The sequence below is a fragment of the Geminicoccus sp. genome (assembly GCF_036263595.1).
Taxonomy (GTDB): domain Bacteria; phylum Pseudomonadota; class Alphaproteobacteria; order Geminicoccales; family Geminicoccaceae; genus Geminicoccus.
Genome location: NZ_DATAGQ010000143.1, coordinates 18,059 through 42,722, shown reverse-complemented (window position 1 = coordinate 42,722; position 24,664 = coordinate 18,059). Strand labels below are relative to the sequence as shown.

The window sequence follows — 24,664 nt, the reverse complement described above, 5'->3', positions numbered from 1 at the left end:
CGCCGTCAACGTGGTCTTGCCATGATCCACGTGACCAATCGTTCCAATGTTCGCGTGCGGCTTCGTCCGCTTGAACGTCTCTTTGGCCATGGCGCTGCGCAGTCCGGGCTAGCTGGTTTTGATCAGGTACGGTGCTCGCGTGGAGCGGGCGACGGGGATCGAACCCGCACAACCAGCTTGGAAGGCTGGGACTCTACCATTGAGCTACGCCCGCGACACGAAGAAGCGCTCGCTCTCGGGCGGGATGGTGGAGGGGGTTGGATTTGAACCAACGTAGGCTGACGCCGGCAGATTTACAGTCTGCTGCCATTGACCACTCGGCCACCCCTCCGGTAGCCCTGCCCGGAAGCGAGAGCGGCCGGGTGGTAGACGTCCAAGTGACGGGTTGTCAATCGAATGGACCCGCTGATCGCCATAAATCGCGAGAATCCCTTGAAACGACGCCCCGCCGCCAAGAGTCCGACCATCCTGCTGTTCGGCCGCCATGCGGTCCTGGCGGCACTGGCCAACCCGGCACGGCGCGTCCGCCGGCTGCATGCGAGCGACAACGCGCTGCGGGCGCTGGACATCGCGGCAAGCCGCAAGGGCCTGGAAGTCCGCCGGAGCGACGACCGCGGCTTCGAGTTGCTCCTCGGGCGCGGTGTGGTCCATCAGGGGCTGGCCCTGGAGGTCGAGGCGCTGGAGCCGATCGACCTTGTCCGCTTCCTGGAGCAGAACCCGCAGGCCCGGCGCGCGGTCGCCGTGGACCAGGTGACCGATCCGCGCAATCTGGGCGCGATCCTGCGCTCGGCCGCGGCGTTCGGCGTGGACCTGGTGATCCTGCCGGAGCGGCATGCGGCACCGATGGACGGGGTCTGCGCCCGTGCCGCGGCAGGTGCTCTCGACATCGTTCCGGTAGCCGAGGTCGTGAATCTGGCCCGCACCCTGGTGGAGCTGCGCGAACGAGGCTTCATCGCCGTCGGCCTCGATGGGGAGGCGGACACCGCGCTCGATGCCCAGCCGCCCGCCGAGCCCTGGGTGCTGGTGCTCGGCAGCGAGGGCGAAGGCATGCGTCGCCTGGTGCGCGAGCGCTGCGACCGGCTGGCCTCCTTGCCGATCGATCCGCGCATCGAGAGCCTGAACGTATCGGTCGCAGCCGGGATCGCTCTTTGGACGCTGACCCGCAGCCGGGCGGACTGACCGGTGCCGGACGGGGTCGACGAGCTGAAGAAGCTGTTCACCGCCAAGCCCCGACCCGTGGGCTGGACGGAGCGACGCCAGCGTCTCGACGAGGTGGCGGCCATCGATCCTCCGCCCCGTGCCGCCGTCTTCACGCCGATCCGCATCGGACAGGTCCCTGCCGAATGGTCGCTCGCCGCGGGAAGCGATTCCGACCGCGTGCTCCTCTACCTCCATGGCGGAGGCTATTGCTCCGGCTCCATCCAGAGCCATCGCGGCCTCGTCGCCTCCATGGGGATCGCAGCCGGCCTGCGGACCCTGGCGCTGGGCTATCGCCTGGCGCCCGAGCATCCATTCCCGGCCGCCCTGCAGGATGCGGTGGCGGCCTACCGCTTCCTGCTCGGCCAGGGCATTGCGCCGGACCACCTGGCCATCGGCGGCGACAGTGCCGGCGCCGGCCTCGCCCTGGCACTCATGCTGGCCCTGCGCGATGCGGGCGAGCCATTGCCCGCCGGCGGCTGGCTCGTGTCGCCCTGGGTGGACCTGCAGATGACCGGCGAGAGCCTCGCCTCCAAGGCTGCCGTCGATCCCCTCATCCAGCACAGCTACCTCCAGGAGCTGGCCGAGGCCTATCTGGCGGGTGCGGATGCGAGCGGACCGCTGGTTTCGCCCCTCCTTGCCGCCCTGTCCGGACTGCCGCCGATGCTGATCCAGGTTGGATCGGCCGAGACCCTTCTCGACGATGCGGTGAGGCTGGCACGGGCATTGGCCGCGGCCGACATCGCCGTGCGGCTGGAGGTGTGGCCACGGATGATCCACGCCTGGCATCTCTGGGCGGCACGCCTTCCCGCAGGTGCCCAGGCGATGGAGGCAGCCGCCGGCTTCCTGCGGAGCCGGTTGGGCGGCTGAAGCATCCCTGCAGCCTGCGGTCGCTCGGCACTTAACCCGAACCCCCGATGCTGCTAGGAGCAGACCAGCGCCGGCGTAGCTCAGTTGGTAGAGCATCCGCCTTGTAAGCGGGAGGTCACGGGTTCGAATCCTGTCGCCGGCACCACCGCCCGCTCCCCTCCGTCTTCGGCACCGCCAGGGTTGCCGTAGGTTGTTTTCTCACCCATGTTGCCATCCATCGTCCGCCGGGCGAGTTGGGGGAACAGCCAAGAGTCATCTCGCACGAAGCGAGCTGGCCGACGTAATGGAGTGGCGCGATGCGTCCGTCGGATGCACACGCACCAATGACAAGACGCTCCAAGGCCGGCAGGCAGATTCTGCTGGGCACGGTCGCTGCCGCAGCCTCGATCGCCGTCGTGGGCCTGGGTGCCTGGTCCTGGCAGCTCAAGGGTGAGCTGGGACAGCGCGACCTGGAGCTTCGGCGTCTGGCTGCGGAAAACATCGAGCTCGAGCGCGCCCGCGACGAGGCTCAGGAACTTCAGGCGACGCTGGTCTCGCTCGACAGCACCAGGGAAGTGCAGCGCAGCACCATCGGCCGGCTGATCAAGCTGCACAGCACCACGAGCTCGGAGCTCAGCACGCTGCGTGAGCAGCTCGCCGACGCCGACCGTCGTCGCCTTCAGGCGATGGCGGTGGTCGATCGGCTGATGGCGGAGCGGAAGCAGCCGGGTGGCATGGAGCCGGTCGATCTTCGTCCGTCCGAAGACGAGGTCGAGCGCCTGACCGCGGCGCTGGACCGTGCGCTGGCGGACCGGACGGCCACCGAGCTGGAAGCCAAGGCGCTCCATGCGAAGACCGCCTCGCTCGAAGCGACGATCGATGGGCTGAACCAGGAACTCGACGCCACGAAGGAACATTTCCAGGCCTGGGTGTCCGAGCATTACGGCGCACTCAGGGCCGTGCTGAAGAGCTCCGGCGTGCGGGTCGAGCCTCTGGTCCAGCAGGCCAAGGAAAAGCTGGATGCCGAGGGCGGCCCGTTCGTGCCGGCACCGCTGCGCGACGACCGGGCAGCCTTGTCCACCCTGGTGCCGCTGCCGCCGGAGCTGGGTGTGGACGTGCGTGCGGTCGACGCGCTCCGCCAGCTGCTGACGGCCCTTCCCCTGGGCGTGCCGGTGGTTGATGCGGAGACGCGCAGTGGCTTCGGCCTCCGGCGCGACCCTTTCACCCGCCGCCGCGCCATGCATACCGGGCTCGACTTCACGCCGGGTTCGCTCGGCAAGGCCTTTGCGGCCGGGCCCGGGGTGGTGGTATGGGCAGCTCGCGAGGGTGCCTACGGGAAGCTGGTCGAGATCGACCATGGCTTCGGCCTGACGACCCGTTATGCTCATCTCTCGCGAATCGACGTACGGCCGGGCGACCATGCCGCCGCTGGGCAGGAGATCGGGGTGATCGGTTCGACCGGCCGGAGTACCGGCCGTCATCTGCACTATGAAATCAGGGTGGACGGCAAGGCGGTCGACCCGGCTGATTTCCTGGAGGCGCGCAAGCGCTTGGCCAATGTTCTTTCGGAAGAATAAGCGCGGCGAAGCCGAGGCTCCCGGCAAGGCGCTGGTCGCCACCGGCAGCCGTTCCGGCCCACCGGCCATCTCGGGCGATCGGCGCGGAGGAGCCCCGACGATCCTGGGTTCCGACCTCATGATCACAGGCGACGTCACGGCAGACGGCCACCTTCTGATCGACGGACGCATCCAGGGCAGCGTGGAAGCCCGGCTGGTCACACTCGGCCGTGACGGGGAGATCAACGGGCGCATTGAGGCGGACGAGGTGGTGCTCCACGGCCTGGTCCGCGGGTCGGTCCATGCCCGCCGCGTCCATCTGATCCGTGGCTGCCGGGTGTTTGCCGACATCCATCACGACGTGCTGCAGATCGACGAAGGCGCCTATCTCGAAGGTGCCATCAAGCGGCTGACGTCGAGCGAGCCTGTCGCCGCCGCTCTCGCCGAGCCTCCGCTCCCCGCCTTCCCGGGCGGTGGCACCGACCGCTGATCCGTCCCGGCCGCACATCCCCGAGGTGCCGAAGATGCCGCTGTTCGCGGCGCTCCTGATCGGTCTGGCCTTTGGCGCCATCGCCGCCCGCAGCCATTTCTGCACGATGGGGGCGCTCTCCGACTATTTCCTGTTCGGAAGCAGGCGACGGCTGCGCGGGCTGGCGATGGCCGCGGCCGTGGCCCTGCTGGGAACGTCCCTGCTGGGCCTGACGGGACGGGCCGTCTTCCCGAACATGGTGGCCCTGCCCTGGCTCGCGGTGATCGTCGGCGCCTTCGCCTTCGGGGTCGGCATGACGCTTGCCGGGGGCTGCATCACCCGCAATCTCGTGCGCGCCGGCCTCGGCAGCTTCCGGGCGGCAGTGACGATGCTGGCAGCAGCATTGGTGGCGGCGTGCGTCACCACAGGCCTGCTCGCATGGCCGCTCCAAGGCCTGGATACCCTTGCGATCCACCTGACGCTCCCTCGCGCTTGGCTTCCGCTGGCCGGAGCCGTGATCGGCACGGCGCTGATCGGCTGGTGCCTGGCACCTGCCAAGGAGCGTAGCCGGGCACGCGGCGACCTGATCGCCGGTGCGGGACTGGGCCTCCTGGTGCCGCTGTGGCGCCTCACCGTCTCGGCCGAGCCGCTGCCGATCAGCCCGGCCCTGCTCTTGCCGCTTGGTGACCTCTTGCGCCTGCTGGTCGCCGCCACCCCAGCGCGCGCGGACGTGCCGCTGGTGGTGGGCGTGGTCATGGGAGCTGCCGTCACCGGCCGGCTTGCCGGCACCGGTCGGTTCGAGACGTTCGCGGACCGTGCGGATCTGGGCCGCCACCTCGCAGGCGCCGTGCTGATGGGGGCCGGCGGCGGGCTCGCGGGCACGTGCAGTTTCGGGCTGATCGTCAGTGGAATCGGCGCGTTGCTACCGGCTGCGATTCTGGGCACCATCGCGCTGGCACTCGGCTGCCGGCAGACGCTGCGGGTCCTGGAAGGCCGCTCGTTCTTCAGCTGGTAGGCAGGGGCGAGCTCGGCGGGGGATCCATGTGGACCAGCTTGTGGCCGGACCCGCATCCGGTCGGGACAGGACCATGAGCAGACGGCTCCGCTGCGGCCTGCTGGCGCTGGTCGTGATCCTCGGGCTCGGCGTGTCGGTACGGGCGGCCGGGCTGGTGGCCGATCTTTCCCATCATCTCATCGCCATCACCACCGCCTTCACCGGCAGCGACGTGCTGCTGTTCGGCGCCCTCGAGGAGACCGGTGGCGATGTCGTCGTGGTCGTCACGGGTCCGCGTACGACACAGACGGTGCGGGCACGGGAGCGGACGCTGGGCTTCTGGATGCCGGGGGCCGAGATGAGCTTCACGGGCGTGCCGAGCTTCTATGCGGTCGCAGCTACCCGGCCCTTGGCCGCCTTCACCAACCCTGCCCTGCGTGCACGCCATGAGCTGGGGGTCGATTCGCTGCGCCTCCAGCCGGTCTCGGCCTTCAATCCCGAACGGATCGCCCGGTTCAGGACCGCCTTGATCGGCCTGCAGCAACTGCGCGGCCTCTACCCGGTGGAACTCGGGGAGGTCTCGATGCTGGGCGACAGGCTGTTCCGGACCACCCTGCCCTTCCCGGCCAATGTCACCTCGGGGCCTTATCAGGTCCAGGTCCTGCGCATCGTCGCCAATCAGGTCGTCGAAGCGCAGGCCAGCGTGCTCACCGTGTCGAAGGTGGGGCTGGAAGCCGACCTGACGGATTTTGCCTTGCGCCATGGAGCTTGGTACGGCCTCGCAGCCTTGTTGCTTGCCATCTCCGCCGGATGGCTCGCGAATATGGCGTTCCGAAGGAGCTGATCGACATGGCCGAGGAAGACAACGCGCCTTCGCCGCCCGCACCAGCCATCCCCGAACGTGTCTTCCTGGTGGTAGCGGACGAATCCGAAGAGATGAGGAACGCGCTGCGCTTCGCCTGCCGCCGCGCCCAGCATAGTGGCGGGCGCGTGGCACTGCTGGCCGTCATCGAGCCGGCCGACCTCGGCAACTGGCTGGGGGTGGGCCAGGTCATCGAGGACGACGAGCGGCGCGATGCCGAGGCGCGTCTGCATCGCTTCGCCGACGAAGCATACCGCATGACCGGCAAGATGCCGACGTTGCACCTGCGCGAGGGCGACAGGCGGGAGGAGTTGGTCAAGCTCCTGCAGGAGGAGCAGGGCATCTCGCTCCTGGTGCTTGGCACCGCCCGAGGCGGTTCGCCCGGACCAATCGTCACGCATCTGATGTCGAACCTGGGCAAGCATGTCCGCATCCCGCTCACCCTCGTCCCCGGCGAGCTGACGCCGGAGGAGATCGACTCGGTCACCTGATCGTCGCCACGCCAAGCTGATGCCAGGCGAGCACGGCGGGGTCCGGGATCAGCCGCTCGGCCCGCAGGCGCGCGATCCTGAAGCCGGCCGCCTCGATCAACCGGTCGTGGGCACTGTCCAGACGGCATCCCCCGGCTAGGCATTTCCAGCAGGGTGTCAGCCGGCGCTGCCATGTGGCCGTTGCCGGATCGGGGCTGAGCCCATGCTCGCAAAAGCAGAACAAGCCGTCCGGCACCAGCACGCGCCGCACTTCCTCCAGGACCTTGGCAGGATCCGCGACCGAGCACAGCGTCCATGTCGACACCACCACATCGACCGACTGGTCCGCGATCGGCAGGCGCTCCGCCCAGCCCTGGCACAGATGGACGGGAAACGCCATCCAGGCTGCCCGCCGGTGCGCCCGCTGCAGGAGCGGCAGGGAAGGATCGACGCCGACGACGCTGTGAAGCGAGCGCGGGTAGTGCCCGAGGTTCAGGCCGGAGCCGATCCCGATCTCGAGCACCCTCCCCTGTGCCAGCGCCGTCGCCTCCGCCCGCAGCGGTGCGAAGATGGCGCGCGACATGACGCGGTCGAGCACGGGCGGCAGCAGGGATCGTTGCCAGAGCTGTGGAATGGAGGCCAAGGGCGACACTTCCCGGCAGGTCCGCCACAGGCAGCCATGAATGGATCCCTCACGTCCAGAACTTGTTTGACCCAAGGAGACGAGGTGGGTGATCCTTGTGTCCGAGCGTGCCCGCCGGCCGTCCGGTCCGGCCTCTTGGCGGCTCAGAACAAGTTTTTGCATGAACGAACCCGAGCGGCCGAATCGTGCTTCTAAATCAGTGACTTGGTGGTGATTCTGCAATGGCTTCGGCTGCGGTTCGGCAACCCTCCTCCGACCTCAAGGTCATCGGGCTGATCGGCGCGGCGCATTTTGCGTCGCATTTCTACCATCTGGCGCTGCCGCCGCTCTTCCCGATCCTGAAGGGCGAGCTGGGCGTGTCCTGGGCGGAGCTAGGCGTCCTCACCTCCGTCTTCTTCGCAGCCTCCGGTCTGTGCCAGGCGCCGGCCGGCTTCCTCGTCGACAGGTTCGGCGCCCACTGGGTGCTGATCGCGGGATTGACGCTGCTCGCCACCGCGACGGGCCTCAGCGCGCTTGCACCCGGTTGGGCAACACTGATCCCGCTCTCCGCCCTGGCCGGCATCGGCAACAGCGTGTTCCATCCGGCCGACTACGCCATCCTCGGCCGGCGGATACGCCCGGACCGGATGGCCCGCGCATTCTCCGTGCACACGATCGGCGGCACACTGGGATGGGCCGTGGCCCCGATCTTCATCGTCACGGCAGCAGAATTCCTGGGCTGGCGTGCCGCGTTGCTCGGTGCCGCCGTGCCGGGACTGCTGATCGCGGCAATCCTGTTCGTCTCGCGCCCGGACATCGCCATTCCGACCACGGTGGAGCTTGCGAAGGATACCCGCGTCGTTGCCGGCCGTGAGCTGATGCGGGCACTGTTCAGCACCGCGATCATCGGCTGCTTCGCGTTCTTCGCCCTCCAGGCAATCTCAATGATCACCCTGCAGAGCTTTCTTCCTTCGGTGCTCGTCCAGCTGAGGGACATGCCGCTGGTGGTCGGCACCACGGCGGTGGCCGCCTTCATGATCGGCAGCGCGGTTGGAACAGGCATCGGGGGCGTGATTGCCGACCGTGGCGTACCACCCGATCGGTTGATGACGATGGGCCTGGGTGCCAGCGCCCTGTGCATCCTGGCGGTCAGCCAGTTCCCGATGCCGCAATCCCTGCTGCTGACCCTGATTGCACTGTCCGGCGCGCTTGCCGGTGCCACCACGCCGGCGCGCGACCTGATGGTGCGTGCAGCTGCGCCCATCGGCTCGGCCGGCAAGGTCTTCGGCTTCGCCTATTCAGGGCTGGACCTGGGGGCCACGCTGGCGCCGACCTTCGTCGGCATGCTGCTCGACCGTGGGCAGCCGAGGCTCGTGCTGCTGATCACGGCAGCGGCGACGGCGCTGTCGATCCTGGCTGCCCGCGTGGTCGGCTCGGCGACAGCAGGCAAACGGAGCGGCACGCCCCGTTAGGCATGCCGCTCCTGTTCGATCCTCAGCCGACGATCTCGATGCCGGCGAAGAAGAACGCGATCTCGATGGCTGCGTTCTCGGGGCTGTCGGAACCGTGGGCCGAGTTCGCCTCGATCGATTCGGCGAACAGCTTGCGGATGGTGCCCTCGGCCGCATTGGCCGGGTTAGTGGCACCCATCACCTCGCGGTAGCGGGCCACGGCGTTCTCGCCTTCCAGCACCTGCACGACCACAGGACCGCTGGTCATGAACTCCACCAGCGAGCCGAAGAACGGACGCTCCCTGTGGACACCGTAGAAGGCCTCGGCCTGCGCCTTGGACAGCTGCAGGCGCTTTTGGGCGACGATTCGCAGTCCGCCCTTCTCGATCACGGCGTTGATCGCACCGGTGAGGTTGCGGCGGGTGGCATCCGGCTTGATGATGGAGAAGGTGCGCTCGAGAGCCATGAGAATTCTCATCCGTGCGGGAAATGGTTTCGGGCCGCGCCTTTAGCAGTACCGCCGCCGTCTGGCCACCAGCGGCTCAGCCTTCCTCGCGCGCCTTCTCCCAGCCCCCCCGCTCCGTTTGCTTCCAATAGACAAGCCTGTGGCCGGCGGCGCGGCGCTGGCGCCAGCGCTCCCGGGCCGCTTCCACGGCCGCTTCATCGGCACCGTCGAACAGGTCGAGCACCCGGGGGAAGGCCGCCATATCATCGTCGGCCGCCTGGTCCACCAGCACCAGGAGCGTCGCCTCGTTCGGATTCTCGACCTGGTCGGTCAGCCAGACGGGCTGCATGTCCGGGTTGCCGTCGGCGCGAGTCCCGTGCGGCAGCCAGGAGTCGGCCTCGAACACCCAGAGATGGCGGTCCAGCGCCTCGACCCGCTCCCGCGACGACGCCCGCAGGAGGACCCGCATCGGTGCCGCCAACGCCTTGGCCAGCAGCCGCGGCAGGGCCTCTTCCAGGCTGGACCGGGTCAGGTGGTAGAAGCCGACCTCGCTCAGCTGGCCTCGTCCTCGTAGGAACGTGCCAGCGCGTCGAGAAGGCGCACGCCGTAGCCGGTCGCCCCCTTGGCGGACAAAGGCAGGTCCCGGCTGCTCCAGACCGTGCCGGCCACGTCCAGGTGGGCCCAAGGCAGCCCCGCCACGAAATGCTCCAGGAAGACGGCACCGGCCGTGCTGCCGGCTTGGCGCGCACGCCCGGTGTTCTTGATGTCCGCGATGTCCGACTTGATGTGCTTGGCGTACGCCTTGCCGAGCGGCATGCGCCAGAGCGTCTCGCCGACCTCTTCGCCGACCCTGGTCAACCGCGCCGCCAGCTCGTCATTGTTGCAGAACAGGCCGGCATGCTCATGCCCGAGTGCTACGATCACCGCACCCGTCAGCGTCGCCAGGTCGATCATCAGCTTTGGCCGGAAGCGGTTCTGCGTGTACCAGAGCGCGTCCGCCAGGACGAGCCGGCCCTCCGCGTCGGTATTGATCACCTCGATCGTCGTGCCCGACATGGCCCGCACCACGTCACCCGGACGCTGGGCGTTGCCGTCCGGCATGTTCTCGACAAGGCCCAGGACGCCCACCACGTCGATCTTGGCCTTGCGACGTGCCAGCGCTTCCATGGCGCCGAAGACCGCCCCGGCACCGGCCATGTCGAACTTCATGTCCTCCATGCCCGCCGCAGGCTTGATCGAGATCCCGCCCGTGTCGAAGCACACCCCCTTGCCGACGAACGCGAGCGGGTCGCTGTTCCCGCCGGCACCGTTCCATCGGATCACGACCACGCGTGGCGCCCGACGGCTGCCCTGCGCCACGCCGAGGATGGCGCCCATGTTCAGCTCGCGGATCGCCTCTTCATCGAGGACTTCCACTTCCAGGCCGAGATCGGCGAGCTTCTTCGCTTCGTCGGCGAAGCTCTCGGGATAGAGGACGTTGGCAGGTTCGGTGACGAGCGCTCGGGTGCTCTCGACGCCTTGGACCACGGCGTTCGCGTCGGCCAGGATCGGTTCGGCTTTCCCCGGCTCGATCACGGCTACCGTCAGGCGCTCCGGCCCTCGCTGCTGCTCGTCTTCTTCCGCCTTCTTGTATTTGTCGAACCGCCAGGAGCGCAGGCGAAGCCCGGTGACCAGCGCGACCTGGACCAGATCGGGATGGAGGGGAAGGTCGATGCCATCGGGCGACGCCAGCGTCACCAGGCCACCATTGACCTTCACCAGTGCATTCCAGAGGCTGCCGCCCAGCTGCTCCAGCTCCAGGCGGCTCAGGTCGTCCTTGCCCAGGCCTACCAGCCAGACCCGATCCAGCCCCGAGTGGGCGGGGAACGGCAACTCCAGCATGGAACCGTGCTTCCATCGATGCCCGGCGTCGTCGAGGACCCGGCGCACCAGGCCTTGCGTTCGGGCATCAAGTTCGGCGGCCGCCTTGCCGATATCGCCGGCGACACCCACCGGCACGACCACCTTGCCGGTCGGCGGCAGCTTCGCGCGCTCCAGGATCACGTCCATGGCTCAAGATTCCCCGTCTGAACTGGATGCAACGACCACGCATGATCGGCAGCACCATCGACCAGCGAGAACGGTAGCGTCTATGATGGCGTCATGCCTGTCTATGTACGCTACCTGCTCTCCCAGCTCGCCGTGCCGACGGTCGTGGCCGTCATTGCCGTGGCGGGCGCGGTCTGGCTGTCGCAATCGTTGCGGCTGTTCGACCTTATCGTCAACAAGGGCCTGCCGGTCACGACCTTCCTCTGGCTGACGGCGCTCTTGTTCCCATCCCTTCTGCTGGTCGTCCTGCCGCTCGCCCTGCTGGTGTCCACCATCTTCACCTATGCGCGGCTGTGGAACGACAGCGAGCTGGTGGCGCTGAAGGCATCGGGGCGGTCGGATCTGGAGCTCGCGCGGCCGGCGCTCTATCTTGCCGCCGGCGTTACGTTGGTATGCTACGTCATCTCACTCTGGCTGATGCCGGCGGGTGCCAGGGCCTTCAAGGACCTCGAGGACGAGATCCGCAACACCTACACCTTCGTGCTGCTGCAGGAAGGCGTCTTTAACACGCCAGCTCCCGGCATCACGGTGTACGTGGACAAGCGGCTGGCCGACGGTTCGCTGACCGGCCTGCTGGTGCACGATTCACGCGATCCAAAGGCAGTTTCCACCATCACCGCTGAGCGCGGTGTGCTGGTGACGATCAGCGGCGAACCCCAGCTCGTCCTGGAAAGCGGCACCCGCCAGGAAAGGGAACCGGACAGCCGTGTGTCGGCTCTGCATTTCGACGCCTATACAGTGGACCTGACCTCTCTGTCCGAGGAAGAGGCCTACCGGTGGCGCAAGCCAAAGGAACGCTACCTGGGGGAGCTGCTCTGGCCAGGCAGCGATGTCGATGACCAGAAGAACTTCAGTCGCCTCGTGTCCGCCGCCCATGACCGCCTAACCACCCCCATGGCGCCTTTTGTTCTGGTGATGATCGCCCTGGCCGTGCTCCTGCCGGCTGACCTTGAGCGCCGCGGCTATGGCAAGCGGATCGCTCTCGCGATCGCCCTCGCGACGGTCCAGCAGGTGGTCCAGCTGGCCGCCACCAGCTTTTCCATCACGTCGCTGGCATTCGTGCCCTTGTTCTACCTGGCCCAGATCGTGCCGGTGTGCATTGCCTGGCTGGTACTTTCCGGCAGGCTCGCGCACCGACGCTCGAAGAGGGCCCTGCCGCCGTTGCCTGCGACTTCCGATCGGACAGCGCGTGCGGGAGCTTGAGCTTTCGGCAACCGTGCCCGTCCGGTCGACCGCGCGCCGTCGCTGGCGCTTTTCCTCGACCTTCGCACGCTATCTCGGGCGAGGACTGCTGTATTCCGTCATGATCGTGACGGGCGGACTGGTCCTGCTCGTGGTGATCTTCGATGCTATCGAGCAGCTTCGCCGATCCGGCGGGCGCGAGGGCGGCGGACTGGGCGATGTGATCGAGTTGGCCCTGTTGCACTCGCCGGCCACCACGCAGCAGCTTCTGCCGTTCACCATGCTGTTTGCTGCGATGCTGACGTTCCGGCGGCTGTCGCGGAGCAATGAGCTCGTGGCGGCCCGTGCGGCAGGCATTTCCGTCTGGCAGCTGCTCATCCCGGTGTGGCTGCTCGCCATGATCCTGGGATCACTGACGGTGGCGATCCTGAACCCTGTCAGTGCTGCGCTCTATACCCGGTACGAGTCGCGTGTCGACTTGCTGGAGGATGGGGACATCGACCGGATGGAGCTGTCGAGCGGTGGGCTCTGGCTGCGCCAGAGCTGGGGCGATCTGCCGATCATCCTGCACGCCACGTCGGTGATGGACCAGGAGGCGATGCAGCTGGGCGACATGACCGTGTTCCTGCTTGACGCGAACGGCGGCTACGCAGGCCGGATCGATGCGCCGGTCGGCCAGCTGACGGAAGGCGCGTGGATCCTCAAGGAAGCGGTCCGCGTGGATCCGGTAGGTCGGATGGAGCACATTCCGGTCTTGCGCATCCCGACCAACCTGTCGCCCGACCGCATCCATAACGGCCTAGCGCCGCCCGAGACAATTTCGTTCTGGGACCTGCCGGAATACATCTCGACGCTGCGCTCGATCGGGCTGCCGACCCGCGGCCATGTGGTGCATTTCCAGAATCTCCTCGCGACGCCGCTCATGTTCGCGGCCATGCTGCTGATCGGTACCGTGTTCTCGCTGCGCTTCGCGAGACGTGGCGGAACGCTGATTTTCGTGGCGATGGGCATCGCTTCCGGCTTCGTTTTCTTCGTCTTTGCCAATGTCGTGCTGGCAGTGGGGCTTTCGGGTCGGCTACCAGCGGAGATGGCCGCATGGACGCCCGCGGTCGTGGCCATCCTGTTGGGCCTGGCCCTCCTGTTCCACACCGAGGACGGTTGAGCGTCGCATGATCGTTGGACTTCTCCGTCGCATCCTCCCGCTGGCGATCGTCCTGTGTCCCTATACGGCCCAGCTTTCGGCGCAGGAGCAGGAGCCGCAGGTCCTCCTGACGGCGGACAGGCTGGACTACCAGCAGGCCGGCAACCTTATCGTGGCCGAGGGGGACGTCGAGCTGACCCGGGACGGCCGGACGCTTCTTGCGCGCAAGGTCACCTGGGACCGCAGCACCGACATCGTGACTGCCGAGGGGGACGTCGTCCTGATCGGTGAGGAGGGCGAGACGCTGTTCGGTGACAAGGTGGAGCTGTCGGACAGCCTGCGTGCCGGCTTTATTCAGGAGGTGGGCCTCCTGCTGGCGGACGACAGCCGTCTGGCGGCGCGACGGGCGGTGCGCAAGGGCGGCAACATCACGGAGCTCGACCGGGCCGTCTACAGTCCCTGCCCGCTCTGCGACGACCCTGACAGCTCGCCGCTCTGGCAGATCAAGAGCCGCAAGGTGACCCACGATCAGACGACGAAGGACGTCACCTACGAGGACGCGACCTTCGACATGTTCGGCGTCCCTGTCATGTACCTGCCGCGCTTCAGCCATCCAGATCCGTCGGTCGCCCGCCGCTCCGGCTTCCTGCGGCCGAAGTTCGGGTCGCGGACCGCCCTCGGCGCGTTCATTCAGGTGCCCTACTACTACGTTATCTCGCCCAGCGAGGACGTCACCCTGGCGCCCCTGGTGACGTCGGAGCAGGGTGTGGCCCTGTTCGGCGAGTATCGGCGGATGGACCGGTTCGGGCCGACCGAGCTTACCGGCAGCGCCACCTATGCCGACCGCTACGCCGGCAGCAACGGAAACCGTACCGAGAAGGACTTCCGCGGCCACTTCAAAGGCAATGGGCGCTACGAGTTCGAGAATGGCTATGGCGGCGGCTTCGACGCCTATCTCGCGTCCGACGATACCTATCTCCGCCGCTACGACATCGACGACGAGAACCTGCTGGTGAACCGTCCCTGGGTCGACCGTGCCTGGGACACCAATTACGGCGTGCTGGACGCCTTCTACTTCCAGGGCCTCCGCCAGTCCGATGATCCTGGCCTGACCCCGTTCGTCCTGCCGCGCGGCGCCGTTCGCTGGAGCACGCCGACCGGAGGAACCTATGGTGGCTTCTATAACGTCGAGGCCTCGATGCTGGCGCTCACTCGCAGCGACGGCCTCGATACGCGCCGGCTGTCGACGACCGGCGGCTGGAGCAAGCCGATCGTCGGCCGCTTCGGCGACGTGATGCGAGTCTCGCTCTCGATGCGCACCGACGGCTACCAGACCGACGGCAATCCGGAGACGTTCGGTGACAATGGCGGCAGCAATGCCGCGGGCCGCCTCTACCCACTGGCATCGGCGGAGTGGAGCCTTCCGCTCGTCAAGATGACCGAAGGCGGCTGGCAGCACCTGATCGAGCCGGTGATCGTCGGCCACCTGTCGCCCTATGGCGGCAACCCCGACGATATCCCGAACGAAGACAGCCAGTCGCTTGATTTCGACGATACCAACGTGTTCCAGGCCAACCGCTTTCCTGGGCTGGATCGTGTGGAGGGCGGACCGCGTGGAGCCTATGGCGTGCGCTTCGGCTCCTTCTCGCCGGACATGTTCGGCGTCGCCGGCATGATCGGTCAGTCCTGGCGCTACAAGGACGACGACACCTTCCAGCCGGGCAGCGGACTGGATGACAACTTCTCGGACTATGTCGGCCGGGTCGAGATGCATCCGGCACAATGGCTGAATCTATCCTACCGCTTCCGCATCGACGACGAGCTGAGGGAGATCACGAAGAACGACCTTCTTGCGTCCTTCGGCTGGCGCAGGCTCGGGTTCGGCCTGGGCTATCTCAGCCTCGCAGACGACCCGGACCTGGAGGACGTGCAGGAACGCAAGGAGCTGACAGCGTCCGTCCGCGCCGGGGTGACCGAAGACATCTTCATCTCGGCGGGAGTTCGCCAGGATCTCGTCGCGGACGAACCGGTGACCTACGCGTTGGGATTGGTCTACAATCATCCCTGTCTTGTGCTGGTCGCCGGGCTCGAACGCGACTACACCGAGGATCGTGACGCCGGGCCAGCAACCACGCTGCTTTTCCGCGTGACGCTGAAGAATCTCGGCGAGCTGGGTGGCCGGACCAGCCTGTCTGGCATCGGAGCCAGCAGCTGAAGCGGCACCTGTTCTAGGGGCGATGATCGAAACGTCATGATCGCTAACTTCATCCGGGCTGGCCTTCTGTCCGTGGCGCTGGCATTGCCAGCCATCATGCTCCCGGGCGAGCTTCTTGCCGCGGGACGGATCGTGGCAGTGGTCGAGGACCAGGTCATCTCCACCGGCGACCTCGAGGATCGCGTCTCGCTGGCGCTGGCGTCGTCCGGCCTTTCCAATACGCAGGAGAACCGCGACCGCCTGCGCCCGCAGGTCCTGCGCCTCTACATCGACGAGACGCTGCAGCGTCTCGAGGCCCAGCGTCTCGGGCTGCGCGCGACCGTGGAGGAGGTCCAGCGTACGCTCGGGAACATCGCCCAGCGCAACAACATGACGATGGACCAGCTGGACGAGTTCCTGCGCCGGCAGGGGTCGGACCTCCTGACGCTGAAGCGACAGATCGAGACCCAGATCCTCTGGGCCAAGGTGGTGAACAGACAGCTTCGTCCGCGGGTGCGAGTTGGGCCGGACCAGGTCGATCTTGCGATCAAGGACGCCGAGCGGGCCCGCAATGAACCGCAATGGCTGATCGCGGAGATCACGCTGCCGGTCGTGGTTCCTGCCCAGGAAGACGAGGTACGGGCGGATGCCGAGGAACTGGCCCAGACGCTGCGCAATGGCGCGGCCTTTCCAGCCCTGGCGCGCGAGTTTTCCGGCTCCGCCAGCGCCCAATACGGCGGGGACCTGGGCTGGGTCCAACCGTCATCCCTGTCCGAGGACACACGCAGCGTAATTGAGGGCATGAGCGTCGGCGAGATCAAGGGGCCGGTCCGGACGAACGCTGGCTGGCAGTTGTTCATGCTGAGGGCACGCCGGGCTCCTGGCGAGAATGCCCAGGTCGAGGCACCGCCGGCCCCGCCGCCGCCGGCACCGGCCCAGCCGGCCAAGCCGCCCAGCAGGGTACGACTGGCCCAGCTCGTCATCCCCGTGCCCGAGAACGCGACCGAAGCGGACACGGAGAAGCTGATCCAACAAGCCAGCGGCTATCAGCGCCGGCTAGGCTCCTGCGACGCCCTGCGGCGCGAGGCAGCTAAGGAAGATAGTGGCTTCGACGGTGATCTAGGCTGGCTGGAGGTGGCTGACCTGCCCGAGGTGCTGCGGCAGCTGGTGACCAACCTGCCAAACAACCGGCTGAGCCCCCCGCTTACTGGCCCGGCCGGAATCCAGCTCATTATGGTCTGCGAGCGGGTCGGCGGGGCGCCAGCCCGAGCAGCCGAACCGGCGCGGCCCGTGGAGCGTACCCCGCCACCACCGCCGCTGCCGTCCATGGAGCGTGCGGCGGTTCAGGAGCGGCTGGAGAGCCAGCAGCTCGATCGCCTGGCCGAGCGCTACCTGCGCGACCTTCGCCGCGATGCCTATGTCGATCTGAGGGCATGAACCTTCCGGGCCCTGCCGAGATCCTGCAGCGGTCCGGCCACCGCGCGGACAAGCGGCTGGGGCAGCACTTCCTGCTGGATCCTTCGATCCTCGACCGGATTGTGGCCGCTGCCGGTCCGCTGGAGGGCCGGACAGTTCTGGAGATCGGGCCAGGTCCGGGCGGCCTGACCGGTGCCATCCTGCGTGCCGGCGTTGCACGTCTGGTAGCGGTGGAGCGGGACCGCCGCTGGATCGAGGCGCTGGCGCCACTGGTCGAGGCCGCCGACGGACGGCTGCAGGTGGTAGCAGGCGATGCGCTCCAGTTCGATCCAGCCACCGTTTCAGCCGAGGGCACGATCACCGTCATCGCCAACCTGCCCTATAACATCTCTACCCCCCTGCTCTTCCATCTGCTCGATCAGCGGCACCGGTTCGACCGGCTCGTGCTGATGTTCCAGAAGGAGGTAGCCGAGCGGCTGACGGCACGTCCCGGCACGGGCGGCTGGGGTCGGCTGGCTGCCATGACGCAGTGGACCTGCCAAGTCGACTACCTGTTCAAGCTGCCCAAAGGTGCCTTTACGCCCCCTCCCGAGGTGGAGTCGGCGGTTGTGCGCTTGGCTCCACGCCCCCAGCCCGCTCATCCTTGCGACGAGCACATCCTCGCCACTGTGCTGGGAGCGGCTTTTGGTCAGCGCCGCAAGATGCTCCGCCAGAGCCTGAAGCCGCTCGTACGCGAGCCCGCGGCTCTCCTCCAGTCGATCGGGATCGATCCCGCACGCCGGGCGGAGACGCTCGATCTTGCCGAGTTCGCTGGCATCGCCAATGCGCTGGCGGCAGCTAGGATGGCAGATCCGGCTGACGCCTGAACTGCTCCACGAACTCTGCCAGCCCCAGATTGCGGCGGCGTTTCATGCGCTCGGCGATGAGGATCGCGGTCAGGGCGGTCATGCTGGTTTCCAGGTCCTGGTTCACGAGCACGTAGTCGTACTCCGCCCAGTGAGTGACATCGTTGGTCACCTGCGCCAGGCGATGTTGCACCACTTCCTCCGGGTCCTGAGCGCGCGCCCGCAGCCGCCGCTCCAGTTCCGCCAGACTGGGGGGCAGGATGAAGATGCCGACGAGATCGTGTTCCGCCGCGAGCCTGAGCTGCTGCGCACCTTGCCAGTCGATGTCGAACAGGACGTCCTTGCCGTCGGCAAGCGCCGCTTCGACCGCTGACCTGGGCGTGCCGTAGCTATGCCCATAGACATGGGCGTGCTCGAGCAACTCGCCCCGCGTGATCATGCCCTGGAACTCGTCCTTGGTGATGAAGTGGTAGTGCACGCCATCGATTTCGCCGGGTCTGGCCGGACGTGTGGTCACCGAAATTGACAGGGAAACGTCGTGGTCGCGCTCCAGGAGTGTCCGCGTCAATGTCGTCTTGCCGGCGCCGGAAGGCGAAGAAACCACGAGCATCACCCCGCGCCGGCGGATCATGGGTGCAGTGGCAGTGGTCATGGCGCGGGCTCTTCGCTAGTCAGGGCGGGAGATCTACCGGCAGGCCGTGGGTGATCCAAGGGGAAGCGAAGATGCATCGGCTCCTCACTGGCGCATCCAGCGGCATCGGCAGGTCACTCGTGGCCCGCTGGGCACGACCCGGAAGCCTGCTTTCCCTTCAAGGCCGCGACTCCGCTCGTCTCGTCGAGGTCGCCGACAGAGCGCGCGCCGCCGGTGCCGAGGTGGAGACCGCTCTCCTGGACGTGCGTGACACGCAGGCGGTGCGGGCTTGGGTAGAGGCGCGCGACGACGCCGTGCCGATCGACATGGTGGTGGCCAATGCCGGCATCGCCGGCAGCCCCGGTGTTCCCGCATCCGACATCATGGCTGTGAACGTCGTCGGGAAGATCGCGACGGTGGACGCCCTGCTGCCGCGGATGCGGTCACGCCGCCGGGGCCACGTCGTGCTGGTTTCATCCCTGGCATCTTTCTTCGCGTCGCCCACTGGGCCAGCCTATGCGGCGAGCAAGGCTGCCCTGCGCTTCTATGGGGAGGGCCTGAGCCCCAGGGTCGCCAAGGACGGTGTCCTGGTAAGCGTCGTGTGCCCGGGCTTTGTCGACACCCCGCTTACACGGGTGAACCGGTTCAGGATGCCGTTCCTGATGGATGCGGAACGGGCAGCTTTCATCATTGACCGGGGCCTCCAGGCCCGGCGTAGCCGGATCGCCTTTCCGCTGCCGACCTATGTCCTCGCGCGGATCATGGGAACGCTGCCGGCAGTGCTGCGCGACGCCATCCTGATGCGCCAGCCAGCCAAGGAGTAGGCGTCAGTCCTGGCCAGCCTGCACTTTGCGCCAGTTGCGGACGTTCCGGTTGTGCTCGTCCAGGGTCGTAGCGAACGCGTGGCCACCGCTGCCATCGGCGACGAAGTAGAGATAGTCGGTATCAGCAGGATTGACCGTCGCCGCCAGGGCCGCCCGACCCGGCAATGCAATCGGCCCTGGTGGCAGGCCCGGATATCGGTAGGTGTTGTACGGGTCGTCGACCTGCAGGTCGCGCCTGCTCAAGGGACGGCCGAGCTCGGAGCGGCCCTTGGTGAGCGCGTAGATCACCGTGGGATCGGCCTGAAGCGGCATGCCCTTGCGCAGCCGGTTCACGTAGACGCCAGCGACCACGTCGTACTCGGCCGCGACCGACGTTTCCTTTTCGACGATCGAGGCGAGCGTGATGGCCTCCTCGATCGAGTCGAACGGCAGGTCATCGGCTCGCTTTGCCCAGATCTCGTCGAGCGCGCGGCGCATGGCGTCCTGCATCCGCTTCGCGATTTCCGCCCGATTCTCGCCCCGCTCGAAGAAATAGGTCTCGGGCAGGACCTTGCCCTCATCAGGCACTGGCGGCACTTCGCCTTCGAGCTTGTCCTCTGCTGCAAGAAGGTCCCAAGCCTCCCGCACCGTCCTGCCTTCGGGCACGGTGATGCGGTGGAGCAGCCGCTGGCCGTTGGCAATCATGTCCAACGCCGCCGCAGGCGTCACGTGGGGCGGAAACCGGTACTCCCCCGCCTGCAGCCGCCGATCCCGACCGGACAGGCGCGCTGCCGCCCTGAGCAGCAAGGCATCGTCGACCACGCCGGATTCCGCCAGCCGGGCGGCAATACCGGACATGCCGGTGCCCCGCGGCACCATGATGTCGGCCTGCTCGGCCAGAGGCCCCGGCGTGACCAGCCACGTCTCGAGGTAGCGCTGCAGGAAGAACGCGCCACCAACCAGGCAGGCCGCCAGAAGGAGGCCTGCCGTCAGCAATGCGAGACGGCCTCTGCTGAAGAGCCTCACCTCAGTCCGGGGCGCCGATGATCAGCGATGCATTGGTCCCGCCGAAGCCGAAGCTGTTGGACAGGGCGTTGCGCACCGGGCGCTCCTTGGCCTTGAGCGGAACGAGGTCGACGCCGTCCGCGGCTTCCTCCGGATCCTCGAGGTTCAAGGTAGGCGGGACCAGCTGGTTCTGGATCGCCAGGATGCAGAAGATCGCCTCGACCGAGCCAGCGGCACCAAGCAGGTGTCCGATCGCCGACTTCGTCGACGACATCGACATCTTGCCGACAGCATTGCCGAACAGCCGCTTCACGGCGCCCAGCTCGATCTCGTCACCCATTGGCGTGCTCGTGCCGTGGGCGTTGACATAGTCGATATCGGCCGGGGTCAAGCCTGCGTTGCGCAGGGCGGCCGCCATCGATCTGAAGCCGCCATCACCGTCGGGCAACGGCGACGTGACATGGTATGCGTCGCCGGACAGGCCGTAGCCCTTGATCTCGGCATAGATCTTGGCGCCGCGCGCTTTGGCGTGCTCGTATTCCTCCAGCACCACCACGCCGGCACCCTCGGCCATCACGAAGCCGTCGCGGCCCTTGTCCCAGGGACGGGATGCCCGCTCCGGAGTATCGTTGTAGGCGGTGGAAAGGGCGCGTGCTGCCGCGAAGCCCGCAAGTCCAAGGCGACTTACCGCCGCCTCGGTTCCGCCTGCCACCATGATGTCCGCGTCGCCCGAGCGGATGAAACGAGCTGCGTCACCGATCGCATGTGCACCGGTCGAGCAGGCTGTGACAACCGAATGGTTCGGCCCTCGCAGGCCATACTTGATGGAAACCTGGCCGCCGGCGAGATTGATGAGCGCGCTCGGGATGAAGAACGGACTGACCCGGCGAGGACCGTGTTTCTCCAGGATCAGTGCCGTTTCGGCGATGGCATTCAGGCCGCCGATCCCGGAACCGATAAGAACGCCGGCCCGATGCTTCTGCTCGTCCGTTTCGAGCGGAAATCCACTGTCCGCGACCGCTTCCGCAGCCGCCACCATCCCGAGGATGATGAAGTGGTCGTTTCGGCGCAGTTCCTTCGCATCGATGAAGTCGGCTGGTCGGAGACCGCCTGGCTCACCTTCGGGCGGGACCAGACCCGCGACCTTCGCGGGCAGGTCCGACACGTCGAAGCGCTCAATGCGCCGGATCCCGGAACGGCCCGCTACGAGGTTGTTCCAAGTGGTTTCGACACCCGTCCCGAGCGGACTAACCATGCCAAGACCGGTGACGACAACTCGCCTCATGACAACCGTTCCAACACTCTTACGCTTGATGCCTCGGCCAGTTCAGGCTCAGCTGTTGGCCTTGATGAAGTCAATGGCGTCCTTGACGGTCAGGATCTTCTCGGCAGCGTCATCCGGAATCTCGACCCCGAATTCTTCCTCGAAAGCCATGACCAGCTCGACGGTGTCGAGGCTGTCAGCGCCCAGATCGTCCACGAAGCTTGCACTCTCCTGCACCTTCGCTTCGTCGACACCGAGATGCTCGACGACGATCTTCTTAACGCGCTCAGCGATATCGCTCATCGGAAATTGTCCTCGACCCTGGACTGACCTAAACACCCGAGCGCGACGCGCCGAAAGCGGCGCAACCGACCTTTCCCCGGGCGTGGCGGGCTCTCTACACGAAGGCTCGATCCTTGACCAGCGCTCGGCCGGTCGGGGTTCGACCCTTGCAGCGAGATCGTATTGATCTGCCGGAAGGCAAGAGCACCAGGCGGTCAGATCATCGCCATGCCGCCATTTACGTGCAGCGTGTGGCCCGTGACATAGCCGGCCTCGTCGCTGGCCAAGTAGACAACCGCTGCTGCGACATCCGCACCTTGTCCGAGCCGTCCCGCCGGAATCCGCGGCATGAGCGCTTCCTTCTGCTTGTCATCCAGCTTCTGGGTCATCGCCGTGTCGATGAAGCCGGGGGCCACGCAGTTGACGGTGACGCCGCGGCTGCCGAGTTCCGCCGCCAGCGCCTTGGTCATCCCGACCAGACCGGCCTTGGCCGCGGCATAATTGGCCTGACCAGGATTGCCGGTCGTTCCGACGACCGACCCGATATTGATGATCCGGCCATGCCGCCGCTTCATCATGCCCTTCAGGCCCGCCCGCGACAGCCGGAACACGGCGGACAGGTTGGTCTCGATCACGGCTGCCCAGTCATCGTCCTTCATGCGCATCGCCAGCATGTCGCGAGTGATGCCGGCATTGTTGACGAGGATGTCCACCGGCCCGTCCGCTTCCGCTGCCTTCATCAAGGCTTCCGCGGCCGACGGATCGGCCAGGTCGGCTACCACCGGCACGACCGTCGATCCAAGCTCGCTGGCCAGCCTTTCCAGGACATCGCCGCGGCGACCGGTGATCACCAAAGACGCGCCTTGAGCATGAAGCGCCCGGGCGATGGCTTCGCCGATGCCACCCGTGGCACCGGTCACGAGCGCACGCCGCGCGGAAAGATCGAACATCACAATTCTCCTCAGGCCAGGGCGGCAGCGACGGTATCGAGATCGGCGGGCTCGGCCAGATTGAGCATCGCGGCTCCAGGCACACCCCGCTTGGCAAGCCCGGTCAGCACCTTGCCCGCCCCTAGTTCGAGCACGGTCTGCGTGCCCAGGCGGGCCATGGTCGCCATGCTTTCCCGCCAGCGTACCCGGCTGGTGGCCTGCCGGACGAGCAGATCCGCCAGCAAGGCCGGGTCCGTCACCGGCTCCGCCGTGACGTTGGCGATGAGCGGGACAGATGGTGCCGAGAACGTCGTGATGGCCAGCGCCTCGGCCAGTCTCGCGGCTGCCGGGGCCATCAATGCACAGTGGAAGGGGGCGCTTACCTGAAGAAGCAGCACGCGCTTCGCCCCCTTCTCCTTGGCGATCGTCATGGCACGCTCGACGGCGTCCTTGCTGCCGGAAAGAACGGCCTGACCATCCGCGTTGTCGTTCGCGAGTTCGCAGATCCCATGGGCGCCCGCCTCGCGAGCCACTTCGTCGGCCTTGTCGGGATCGAGCCCCAGGATGGCCGCCATGGCACCTTCACCCGGTGGTACGGCGTCCTGCATCGCCTGCCCGCGCAGGCGCAACAGTCTGGCGGCGTCTCCGATGCCGACCGCGCCTGCAGCCGCCAAGGCTGAATACTCACCCAGCGAGTGTCCTGCCACGTAACTCACCTTGGTGTCGACCGCGGCGCCAAGCCGCTCCTCCAGGGCACGCACCGCCGCCAGCGAGGTTGCCATGAGAGCGGGCTGCGCATTGGCAGTCAGGGTGAGCGTCTCGATGGGCCCCTCGAAGATCAGCGCCGAGAGCTTCTCACCTAGCGCTTCGTCGACCTCCTGAAAGACCACCCGTGCCGCCGACGAAGCATCCGCCAAGCTGCGGCCCATGCCGACGGCCTGGGATCCCTGCCCCGGAAACACCGCGACCACCGACATGTTCTCCTCCGTCAGGATTGCCTGTTGAAGCGGGTGCAGATGCGACCCTGCGGATGTTGTCAAGGCTCCGCTGCCCGGCAGGCGATCCGCTCTTGCGCCTGCGGCGATCGCTGCTATGGTCCGGCCGCTTCGCGGTCCGGGCATCCCGGACCCGAGGGTCGCGTGCTGCGCAGATTCCTGAACCCGTGCCGAGGTCGGCGCGGGGATTTGCGTTGTCCATATCGAGGAAGGCCAAAAGGAGCGTCATGCCCTTTTACGAGCACACCTTGATTGCGCGTCCCGATCTTTCGGCCCAGCAGGCGCAGACGCTCTCGGAGAGCATCTCGCAGATCATCACCGACAACGGTGGCACGGTCAGCAAGGTCGAATACTGGGGACTGCGCAATCTCACCTACCGGATCAAGAAGAACCGGAAGGGCCACTACCTGCACTTCAACCTCGAATCGCCGGCAGCGACGGTCGAGGAACTGGAGCGCCAGGAGCGTATCCATGAGGACGTTCTTCGCTACCTGACCGTGCGGGTCGAAGAGCTCGATCCCAACCCGTCGCAGGTGATGATCGCCAAGAGCAGCCGCGAGGAACGTGGCCGCCGCGACGACGGTGGTGGCTTCCGCCGCGATCGCGATGACCGCGGTCCACGCGACCGTGACGAGCGGCCGCGTGACCGTGACGAGCGTCCGCGTGAGCGTCGTGAGGAGGAAGTGGCATGATGGACAATGATGGTGGCGAACGCCGCCGCCCGGCCGAGCCGCCGGCGATCACCATTCGTCGGCCGTTCTTCCGGCGCAAGAAGGCGAGCCCGTTCGCTCATGCCGACGCGCCGGCGATCAACTACAAGGACATCAAGCTGCTGCAGCGCTTCATCAGCGAGCGCGGCAAGATCGTCCCGCGCCGCATCACCGCGGTGACCGCCAAGGAGCAGCGCGCCCTCGCCCAGGCGATCAAGCGCGCCCGCGAGCTGGCTCTGCTGCCCTACGTGGCTGGCTGAGGAG

At 67.0% G+C, this 24,664-nt stretch carries 27 protein-coding genes and 3 tRNA genes; 17 read left to right on the top strand and 13 right to left on the bottom strand.

The genetic code is table 11. The features are described from left to right. From VHL31_RS14550 to VHL31_RS14540, 3 genes are all read right to left on the bottom strand, one after another. Window positions 1-90 (bottom strand): GTP-binding protein (locus tag VHL31_RS14550; protein ID WP_329661944.1); only part of this gene is annotated, 90 nt, incomplete at its 3' end. A 50-nt stretch (window positions 91-140) separates the two neighbouring features. Next, window positions 141-214, bottom strand: a tRNA-Gly gene (locus tag VHL31_RS14545). Window positions 215-245: 31 nt separating this feature from the next. Beyond that, window positions 246-331: transfer RNA gene (locus tag VHL31_RS14540), tRNA-Tyr, on the bottom strand. A gap of 101 nt (window positions 332-432) precedes the next feature. On the opposite strand from VHL31_RS14540, the gene rlmB reads away from it, so the two are divergent. The 8 genes from rlmB (at window position 433) to VHL31_RS14500 (ending at window position 6,418) form a co-directional block, all read left to right on the top strand. Further along, window positions 433-1,179 (top strand): 23S rRNA (guanosine(2251)-2'-O)-methyltransferase RlmB, encoded by a 747-nt coding sequence (gene rlmB / locus VHL31_RS14535; protein WP_329661940.1) that lies wholly within the window; start codon window positions 433-435, stop codon window positions 1,177-1,179. A 3-nt stretch (window positions 1,180-1,182) separates the two neighbouring features. Further along, on the top strand, window positions 1,183-2,067 hold the full coding sequence (locus tag VHL31_RS14530) for an alpha/beta hydrolase (protein ID WP_329661939.1): 885 nt from the start codon (window positions 1,183-1,185) through the stop codon (window positions 2,065-2,067). Window positions 2,068-2,136: 69 nt separating this feature from the next. Then, a tRNA-Thr gene (locus VHL31_RS14525) sits at window positions 2,137-2,212 on the top strand. 178 nt (window positions 2,213-2,390) lie between these two features. After that, window positions 2,391-3,623 carry a M23 family metallopeptidase gene (locus VHL31_RS14520; RefSeq protein WP_329661938.1) on the top strand — a complete coding sequence of 411 codons (1,233 nt, stop codon included), beginning with the start codon at window positions 2,391-2,393 and terminating at the stop codon, window positions 3,621-3,623. After that, the gene (locus VHL31_RS14515) at window positions 3,604-4,092 is read left to right on the top strand and encodes a polymer-forming cytoskeletal protein (protein WP_329661937.1); all 489 of its coding nucleotides are present in this window, start codon (window positions 3,604-3,606) and stop codon (window positions 4,090-4,092) included. The genes VHL31_RS14520 and VHL31_RS14515 overlap by 20 nt, the downstream gene beginning before the upstream one ends. 34 nt (window positions 4,093-4,126) lie before the next feature. After that, window positions 4,127-5,086, top strand: a complete 960-nt coding sequence (locus tag VHL31_RS14510; RefSeq protein WP_329661936.1) for a YeeE/YedE thiosulfate transporter family protein — start codon at window positions 4,127-4,129, stop codon at window positions 5,084-5,086. A gap of 73 nt (window positions 5,087-5,159) precedes the next feature. After that, window positions 5,160-5,909 (top strand): TIGR02186 family protein, encoded by a 750-nt coding sequence (locus tag VHL31_RS14505; protein WP_329661935.1) that lies wholly within the window; start codon window positions 5,160-5,162, stop codon window positions 5,907-5,909. Window positions 5,910-5,914: 5 nt separating this feature from the next. After that, the gene (locus VHL31_RS14500; RefSeq protein WP_329661934.1) at window positions 5,915-6,418 is read left to right on the top strand and encodes a universal stress protein; all 504 of its coding nucleotides are present in this window, start codon (window positions 5,915-5,917) and stop codon (window positions 6,416-6,418) included. Here VHL31_RS14500 and VHL31_RS14495 read toward each other — a convergent pair. After that, complete coding sequence (locus VHL31_RS14495) at window positions 6,411-7,040, bottom strand: class I SAM-dependent methyltransferase (RefSeq protein ID WP_329661933.1); 630 nt, start codon at window positions 7,038-7,040, stop codon at window positions 6,411-6,413. The genes VHL31_RS14500 and VHL31_RS14495 overlap by 8 nt on opposite strands. A 221-nt stretch (window positions 7,041-7,261) precedes the next feature. Between VHL31_RS14495 and VHL31_RS14490 the strand changes: the two genes are divergently transcribed. Continuing rightward, a complete protein-coding gene (locus tag VHL31_RS14490; protein ID WP_329661932.1) occupies window positions 7,262-8,491 on the top strand; it encodes an MFS transporter in 1,230 nt (409 codons plus the stop codon). Window positions 8,492-8,513: 22 nt separating this feature from the next. Here VHL31_RS14490 and ndk read toward each other — a convergent pair whose 3' ends face one another. From ndk to VHL31_RS14475, 3 genes are all read right to left on the bottom strand, one after another. After that, a complete protein-coding gene (ndk, locus tag VHL31_RS14485; RefSeq protein WP_329661931.1) occupies window positions 8,514-8,936 on the bottom strand; it encodes a nucleoside-diphosphate kinase in 423 nt (140 codons plus the stop codon). 76 nt (window positions 8,937-9,012) lie between these two features. Then, entirely contained in the window at window positions 9,013-9,471 is a 459-nt protein-coding gene (locus VHL31_RS14480; protein ID WP_329661943.1) for a DNA polymerase III subunit chi, read from the bottom strand. Continuing rightward, window positions 9,468-10,964, bottom strand: coding sequence for a leucyl aminopeptidase (locus VHL31_RS14475; protein WP_329661930.1), 1,497 nt, complete (start codon window positions 10,962-10,964; stop codon window positions 9,468-9,470). Before VHL31_RS14475 ends, VHL31_RS14480 begins: the two co-directional genes overlap by 4 nt. Before the next feature lie 93 nt (window positions 10,965-11,057). On the opposite strand from VHL31_RS14475, the gene lptF reads away from it, so the two are divergent. From lptF to rsmA, 5 genes are read left to right on the top strand one after another with little or no spacing between them, the layout of a single operon-like run. After that, window positions 11,058-12,206: an LPS export ABC transporter permease LptF gene (gene lptF / locus VHL31_RS14470; RefSeq protein ID WP_329661929.1), complete on the top strand. Its 1,149-nt coding sequence runs from the start codon at window positions 11,058-11,060 to the stop codon at window positions 12,204-12,206. After that, the gene (lptG, locus tag VHL31_RS14465) at window positions 12,193-13,347 is read left to right on the top strand and encodes an LPS export ABC transporter permease LptG (RefSeq protein ID WP_329661928.1); all 1,155 of its coding nucleotides are present in this window, start codon (window positions 12,193-12,195) and stop codon (window positions 13,345-13,347) included. The genes lptF and lptG overlap by 14 nt, the downstream gene beginning before the upstream one ends. Window positions 13,348-13,354: 7 nt before the next feature. Continuing rightward, entirely contained in the window at window positions 13,355-15,541 is a 2,187-nt protein-coding gene (locus tag VHL31_RS14460; protein ID WP_329661927.1) for an LPS-assembly protein LptD, read from the top strand. Between the two features lie 36 nt (window positions 15,542-15,577). Then, a complete protein-coding gene (locus VHL31_RS14455; RefSeq protein ID WP_329661926.1) occupies window positions 15,578-16,957 on the top strand; it encodes a peptidylprolyl isomerase in 1,380 nt (459 codons plus the stop codon). After that, window positions 16,954-17,802 carry a 16S rRNA (adenine(1518)-N(6)/adenine(1519)-N(6))-dimethyltransferase RsmA gene (gene rsmA, locus VHL31_RS14450; protein ID WP_329661925.1) on the top strand — a complete coding sequence of 283 codons (849 nt, stop codon included), beginning with the start codon at window positions 16,954-16,956 and terminating at the stop codon, window positions 17,800-17,802. Before VHL31_RS14455 ends, rsmA begins: the two co-directional genes overlap by 4 nt. Here rsmA and gmk read toward each other — a convergent pair. Next, a complete protein-coding gene (gene gmk, locus VHL31_RS14445) occupies window positions 17,774-18,433 on the bottom strand; it encodes a guanylate kinase (RefSeq protein ID WP_329661924.1) in 660 nt (219 codons plus the stop codon). The genes rsmA and gmk overlap by 29 nt on opposite strands. 71 nt (window positions 18,434-18,504) lie before the next feature. Here gmk and VHL31_RS14440 point away from each other — a divergent pair, with 71 nt between their 5' ends. Continuing rightward, window positions 18,505-19,236: an SDR family NAD(P)-dependent oxidoreductase gene (locus VHL31_RS14440; RefSeq protein ID WP_329661923.1), complete on the top strand. Its 732-nt coding sequence runs from the start codon at window positions 18,505-18,507 to the stop codon at window positions 19,234-19,236. 3 nt (window positions 19,237-19,239) lie between these two features. Here VHL31_RS14440 and mltG read toward each other — a convergent pair whose 3' ends face one another. The 5 genes from mltG to fabD all read right to left on the bottom strand — a co-directional run bounded on the left by mltG (window position 19,240) and on the right by fabD (window position 23,672). Further along, a complete protein-coding gene (mltG, locus tag VHL31_RS14435) occupies window positions 19,240-20,211 on the bottom strand; it encodes an endolytic transglycosylase MltG (RefSeq protein ID WP_329661922.1) in 972 nt (323 codons plus the stop codon). 31 nt (window positions 20,212-20,242) lie between these two features. Continuing rightward, entirely contained in the window at window positions 20,243-21,505 is a 1,263-nt protein-coding gene (gene fabF / locus VHL31_RS14430) for a beta-ketoacyl-ACP synthase II (RefSeq protein WP_329661921.1), read from the bottom strand. A 48-nt stretch (window positions 21,506-21,553) separates the two neighbouring features. Then, window positions 21,554-21,787 (bottom strand): acyl carrier protein, encoded by a 234-nt coding sequence (locus VHL31_RS14425; RefSeq protein ID WP_329661920.1) that lies wholly within the window; start codon window positions 21,785-21,787, stop codon window positions 21,554-21,556. 194 nt (window positions 21,788-21,981) lie between these two features. After that, window positions 21,982-22,716 carry a 3-oxoacyl-[acyl-carrier-protein] reductase gene (fabG, locus tag VHL31_RS14420; protein WP_329661919.1) on the bottom strand — a complete coding sequence of 245 codons (735 nt, stop codon included), beginning with the start codon at window positions 22,714-22,716 and terminating at the stop codon, window positions 21,982-21,984. Window positions 22,717-22,727: 11 nt separating this feature from the next. Beyond that, window positions 22,728-23,672, bottom strand: a complete 945-nt coding sequence (gene fabD, locus VHL31_RS14415; RefSeq protein ID WP_329661918.1) for an ACP S-malonyltransferase — start codon at window positions 23,670-23,672, stop codon at window positions 22,728-22,730. A 245-nt stretch (window positions 23,673-23,917) separates the two neighbouring features. On the opposite strand from fabD, the gene rpsF reads away from it, so the two are divergent. Next, window positions 23,918-24,382, top strand: coding sequence for a 30S ribosomal protein S6 (rpsF, locus tag VHL31_RS14410; RefSeq protein ID WP_329661917.1), 465 nt, complete (start codon window positions 23,918-23,920; stop codon window positions 24,380-24,382). Further along, a complete protein-coding gene (gene rpsR / locus VHL31_RS14405) occupies window positions 24,379-24,660 on the top strand; it encodes a 30S ribosomal protein S18 (RefSeq protein ID WP_414653737.1) in 282 nt (93 codons plus the stop codon). The genes rpsF and rpsR overlap by 4 nt, the downstream gene beginning before the upstream one ends. Window positions 24,661-24,664 lie beyond the last annotated feature (4 nt).

Excerpts from the sequence above, each read along its gene's own strand:
- VHL31_RS14490 (WP_329661932.1), top strand. The coding sequence starts at position 7,262 with ATGGCTTCGGCTGCGGTTCGGCAACCCTCCTCCGACCTCAAGGTCATC.
- VHL31_RS14515 (WP_329661937.1), top strand. The coding sequence starts at position 3,604 with ATGTTCTTTCGGAAGAATAAGCGCGGCGAAGCCGAGGCTCCCGGCAAG.
- VHL31_RS14475 (WP_329661930.1), bottom strand. The coding sequence starts at position 10,964 with ATGGACGTGATCCTGGAGCGCGCGAAGCTGCCGCCGACCGGCAAGGTG.
- VHL31_RS14510 (WP_329661936.1), top strand. The coding sequence starts at position 4,127 with ATGCCGCTGTTCGCGGCGCTCCTGATCGGTCTGGCCTTTGGCGCCATC.
- rsmA (WP_329661925.1), top strand. The coding sequence starts at position 16,954 with ATGAACCTTCCGGGCCCTGCCGAGATCCTGCAGCGGTCCGGCCACCGC.
- VHL31_RS14425 (WP_329661920.1), bottom strand. The coding sequence starts at position 21,787 with ATGAGCGATATCGCTGAGCGCGTTAAGAAGATCGTCGTCGAGCATCTC.
- VHL31_RS14500 (WP_329661934.1), top strand. The coding sequence starts at position 5,915 with ATGGCCGAGGAAGACAACGCGCCTTCGCCGCCCGCACCAGCCATCCCC.
- VHL31_RS14460 (WP_329661927.1), top strand. The coding sequence starts at position 13,355 with ATGATCGTTGGACTTCTCCGTCGCATCCTCCCGCTGGCGATCGTCCTG.
- VHL31_RS14505 (WP_329661935.1), top strand. The coding sequence starts at position 5,160 with ATGAGCAGACGGCTCCGCTGCGGCCTGCTGGCGCTGGTCGTGATCCTC.
- rpsF (WP_329661917.1), top strand. The coding sequence starts at position 23,918 with ATGCCCTTTTACGAGCACACCTTGATTGCGCGTCCCGATCTTTCGGCC.
- ndk (WP_329661931.1), bottom strand. The coding sequence starts at position 8,936 with ATGGCTCTCGAGCGCACCTTCTCCATCATCAAGCCGGATGCCACCCGC.
- VHL31_RS14455 (WP_329661926.1), top strand. The coding sequence starts at position 15,578 with ATGATCGCTAACTTCATCCGGGCTGGCCTTCTGTCCGTGGCGCTGGCA.
- rpsR (WP_414653737.1), top strand. The coding sequence starts at position 24,379 with ATGATGGACAATGATGGTGGCGAACGCCGCCGCCCGGCCGAGCCGCCG.
- VHL31_RS14440 (WP_329661923.1), top strand. The coding sequence starts at position 18,505 with ATGCATCGGCTCCTCACTGGCGCATCCAGCGGCATCGGCAGGTCACTC.
- fabD (WP_329661918.1), bottom strand. The coding sequence starts at position 23,672 with ATGTCGGTGGTCGCGGTGTTTCCGGGGCAGGGATCCCAGGCCGTCGGC.
- VHL31_RS14520 (WP_329661938.1), top strand. The coding sequence starts at position 2,391 with ATGACAAGACGCTCCAAGGCCGGCAGGCAGATTCTGCTGGGCACGGTC.
- lptF (WP_329661929.1), top strand. The coding sequence starts at position 11,058 with ATGCCTGTCTATGTACGCTACCTGCTCTCCCAGCTCGCCGTGCCGACG.
- fabG (WP_329661919.1), bottom strand. The coding sequence starts at position 22,716 with ATGTTCGATCTTTCCGCGCGGCGTGCGCTCGTGACCGGTGCCACGGGT.
- fabF (WP_329661921.1), bottom strand. The coding sequence starts at position 21,505 with ATGAGGCGAGTTGTCGTCACCGGTCTTGGCATGGTTAGTCCGCTCGGG.
- gmk (WP_329661924.1), bottom strand. The coding sequence starts at position 18,433 with ATGACCACTGCCACTGCACCCATGATCCGCCGGCGCGGGGTGATGCTC.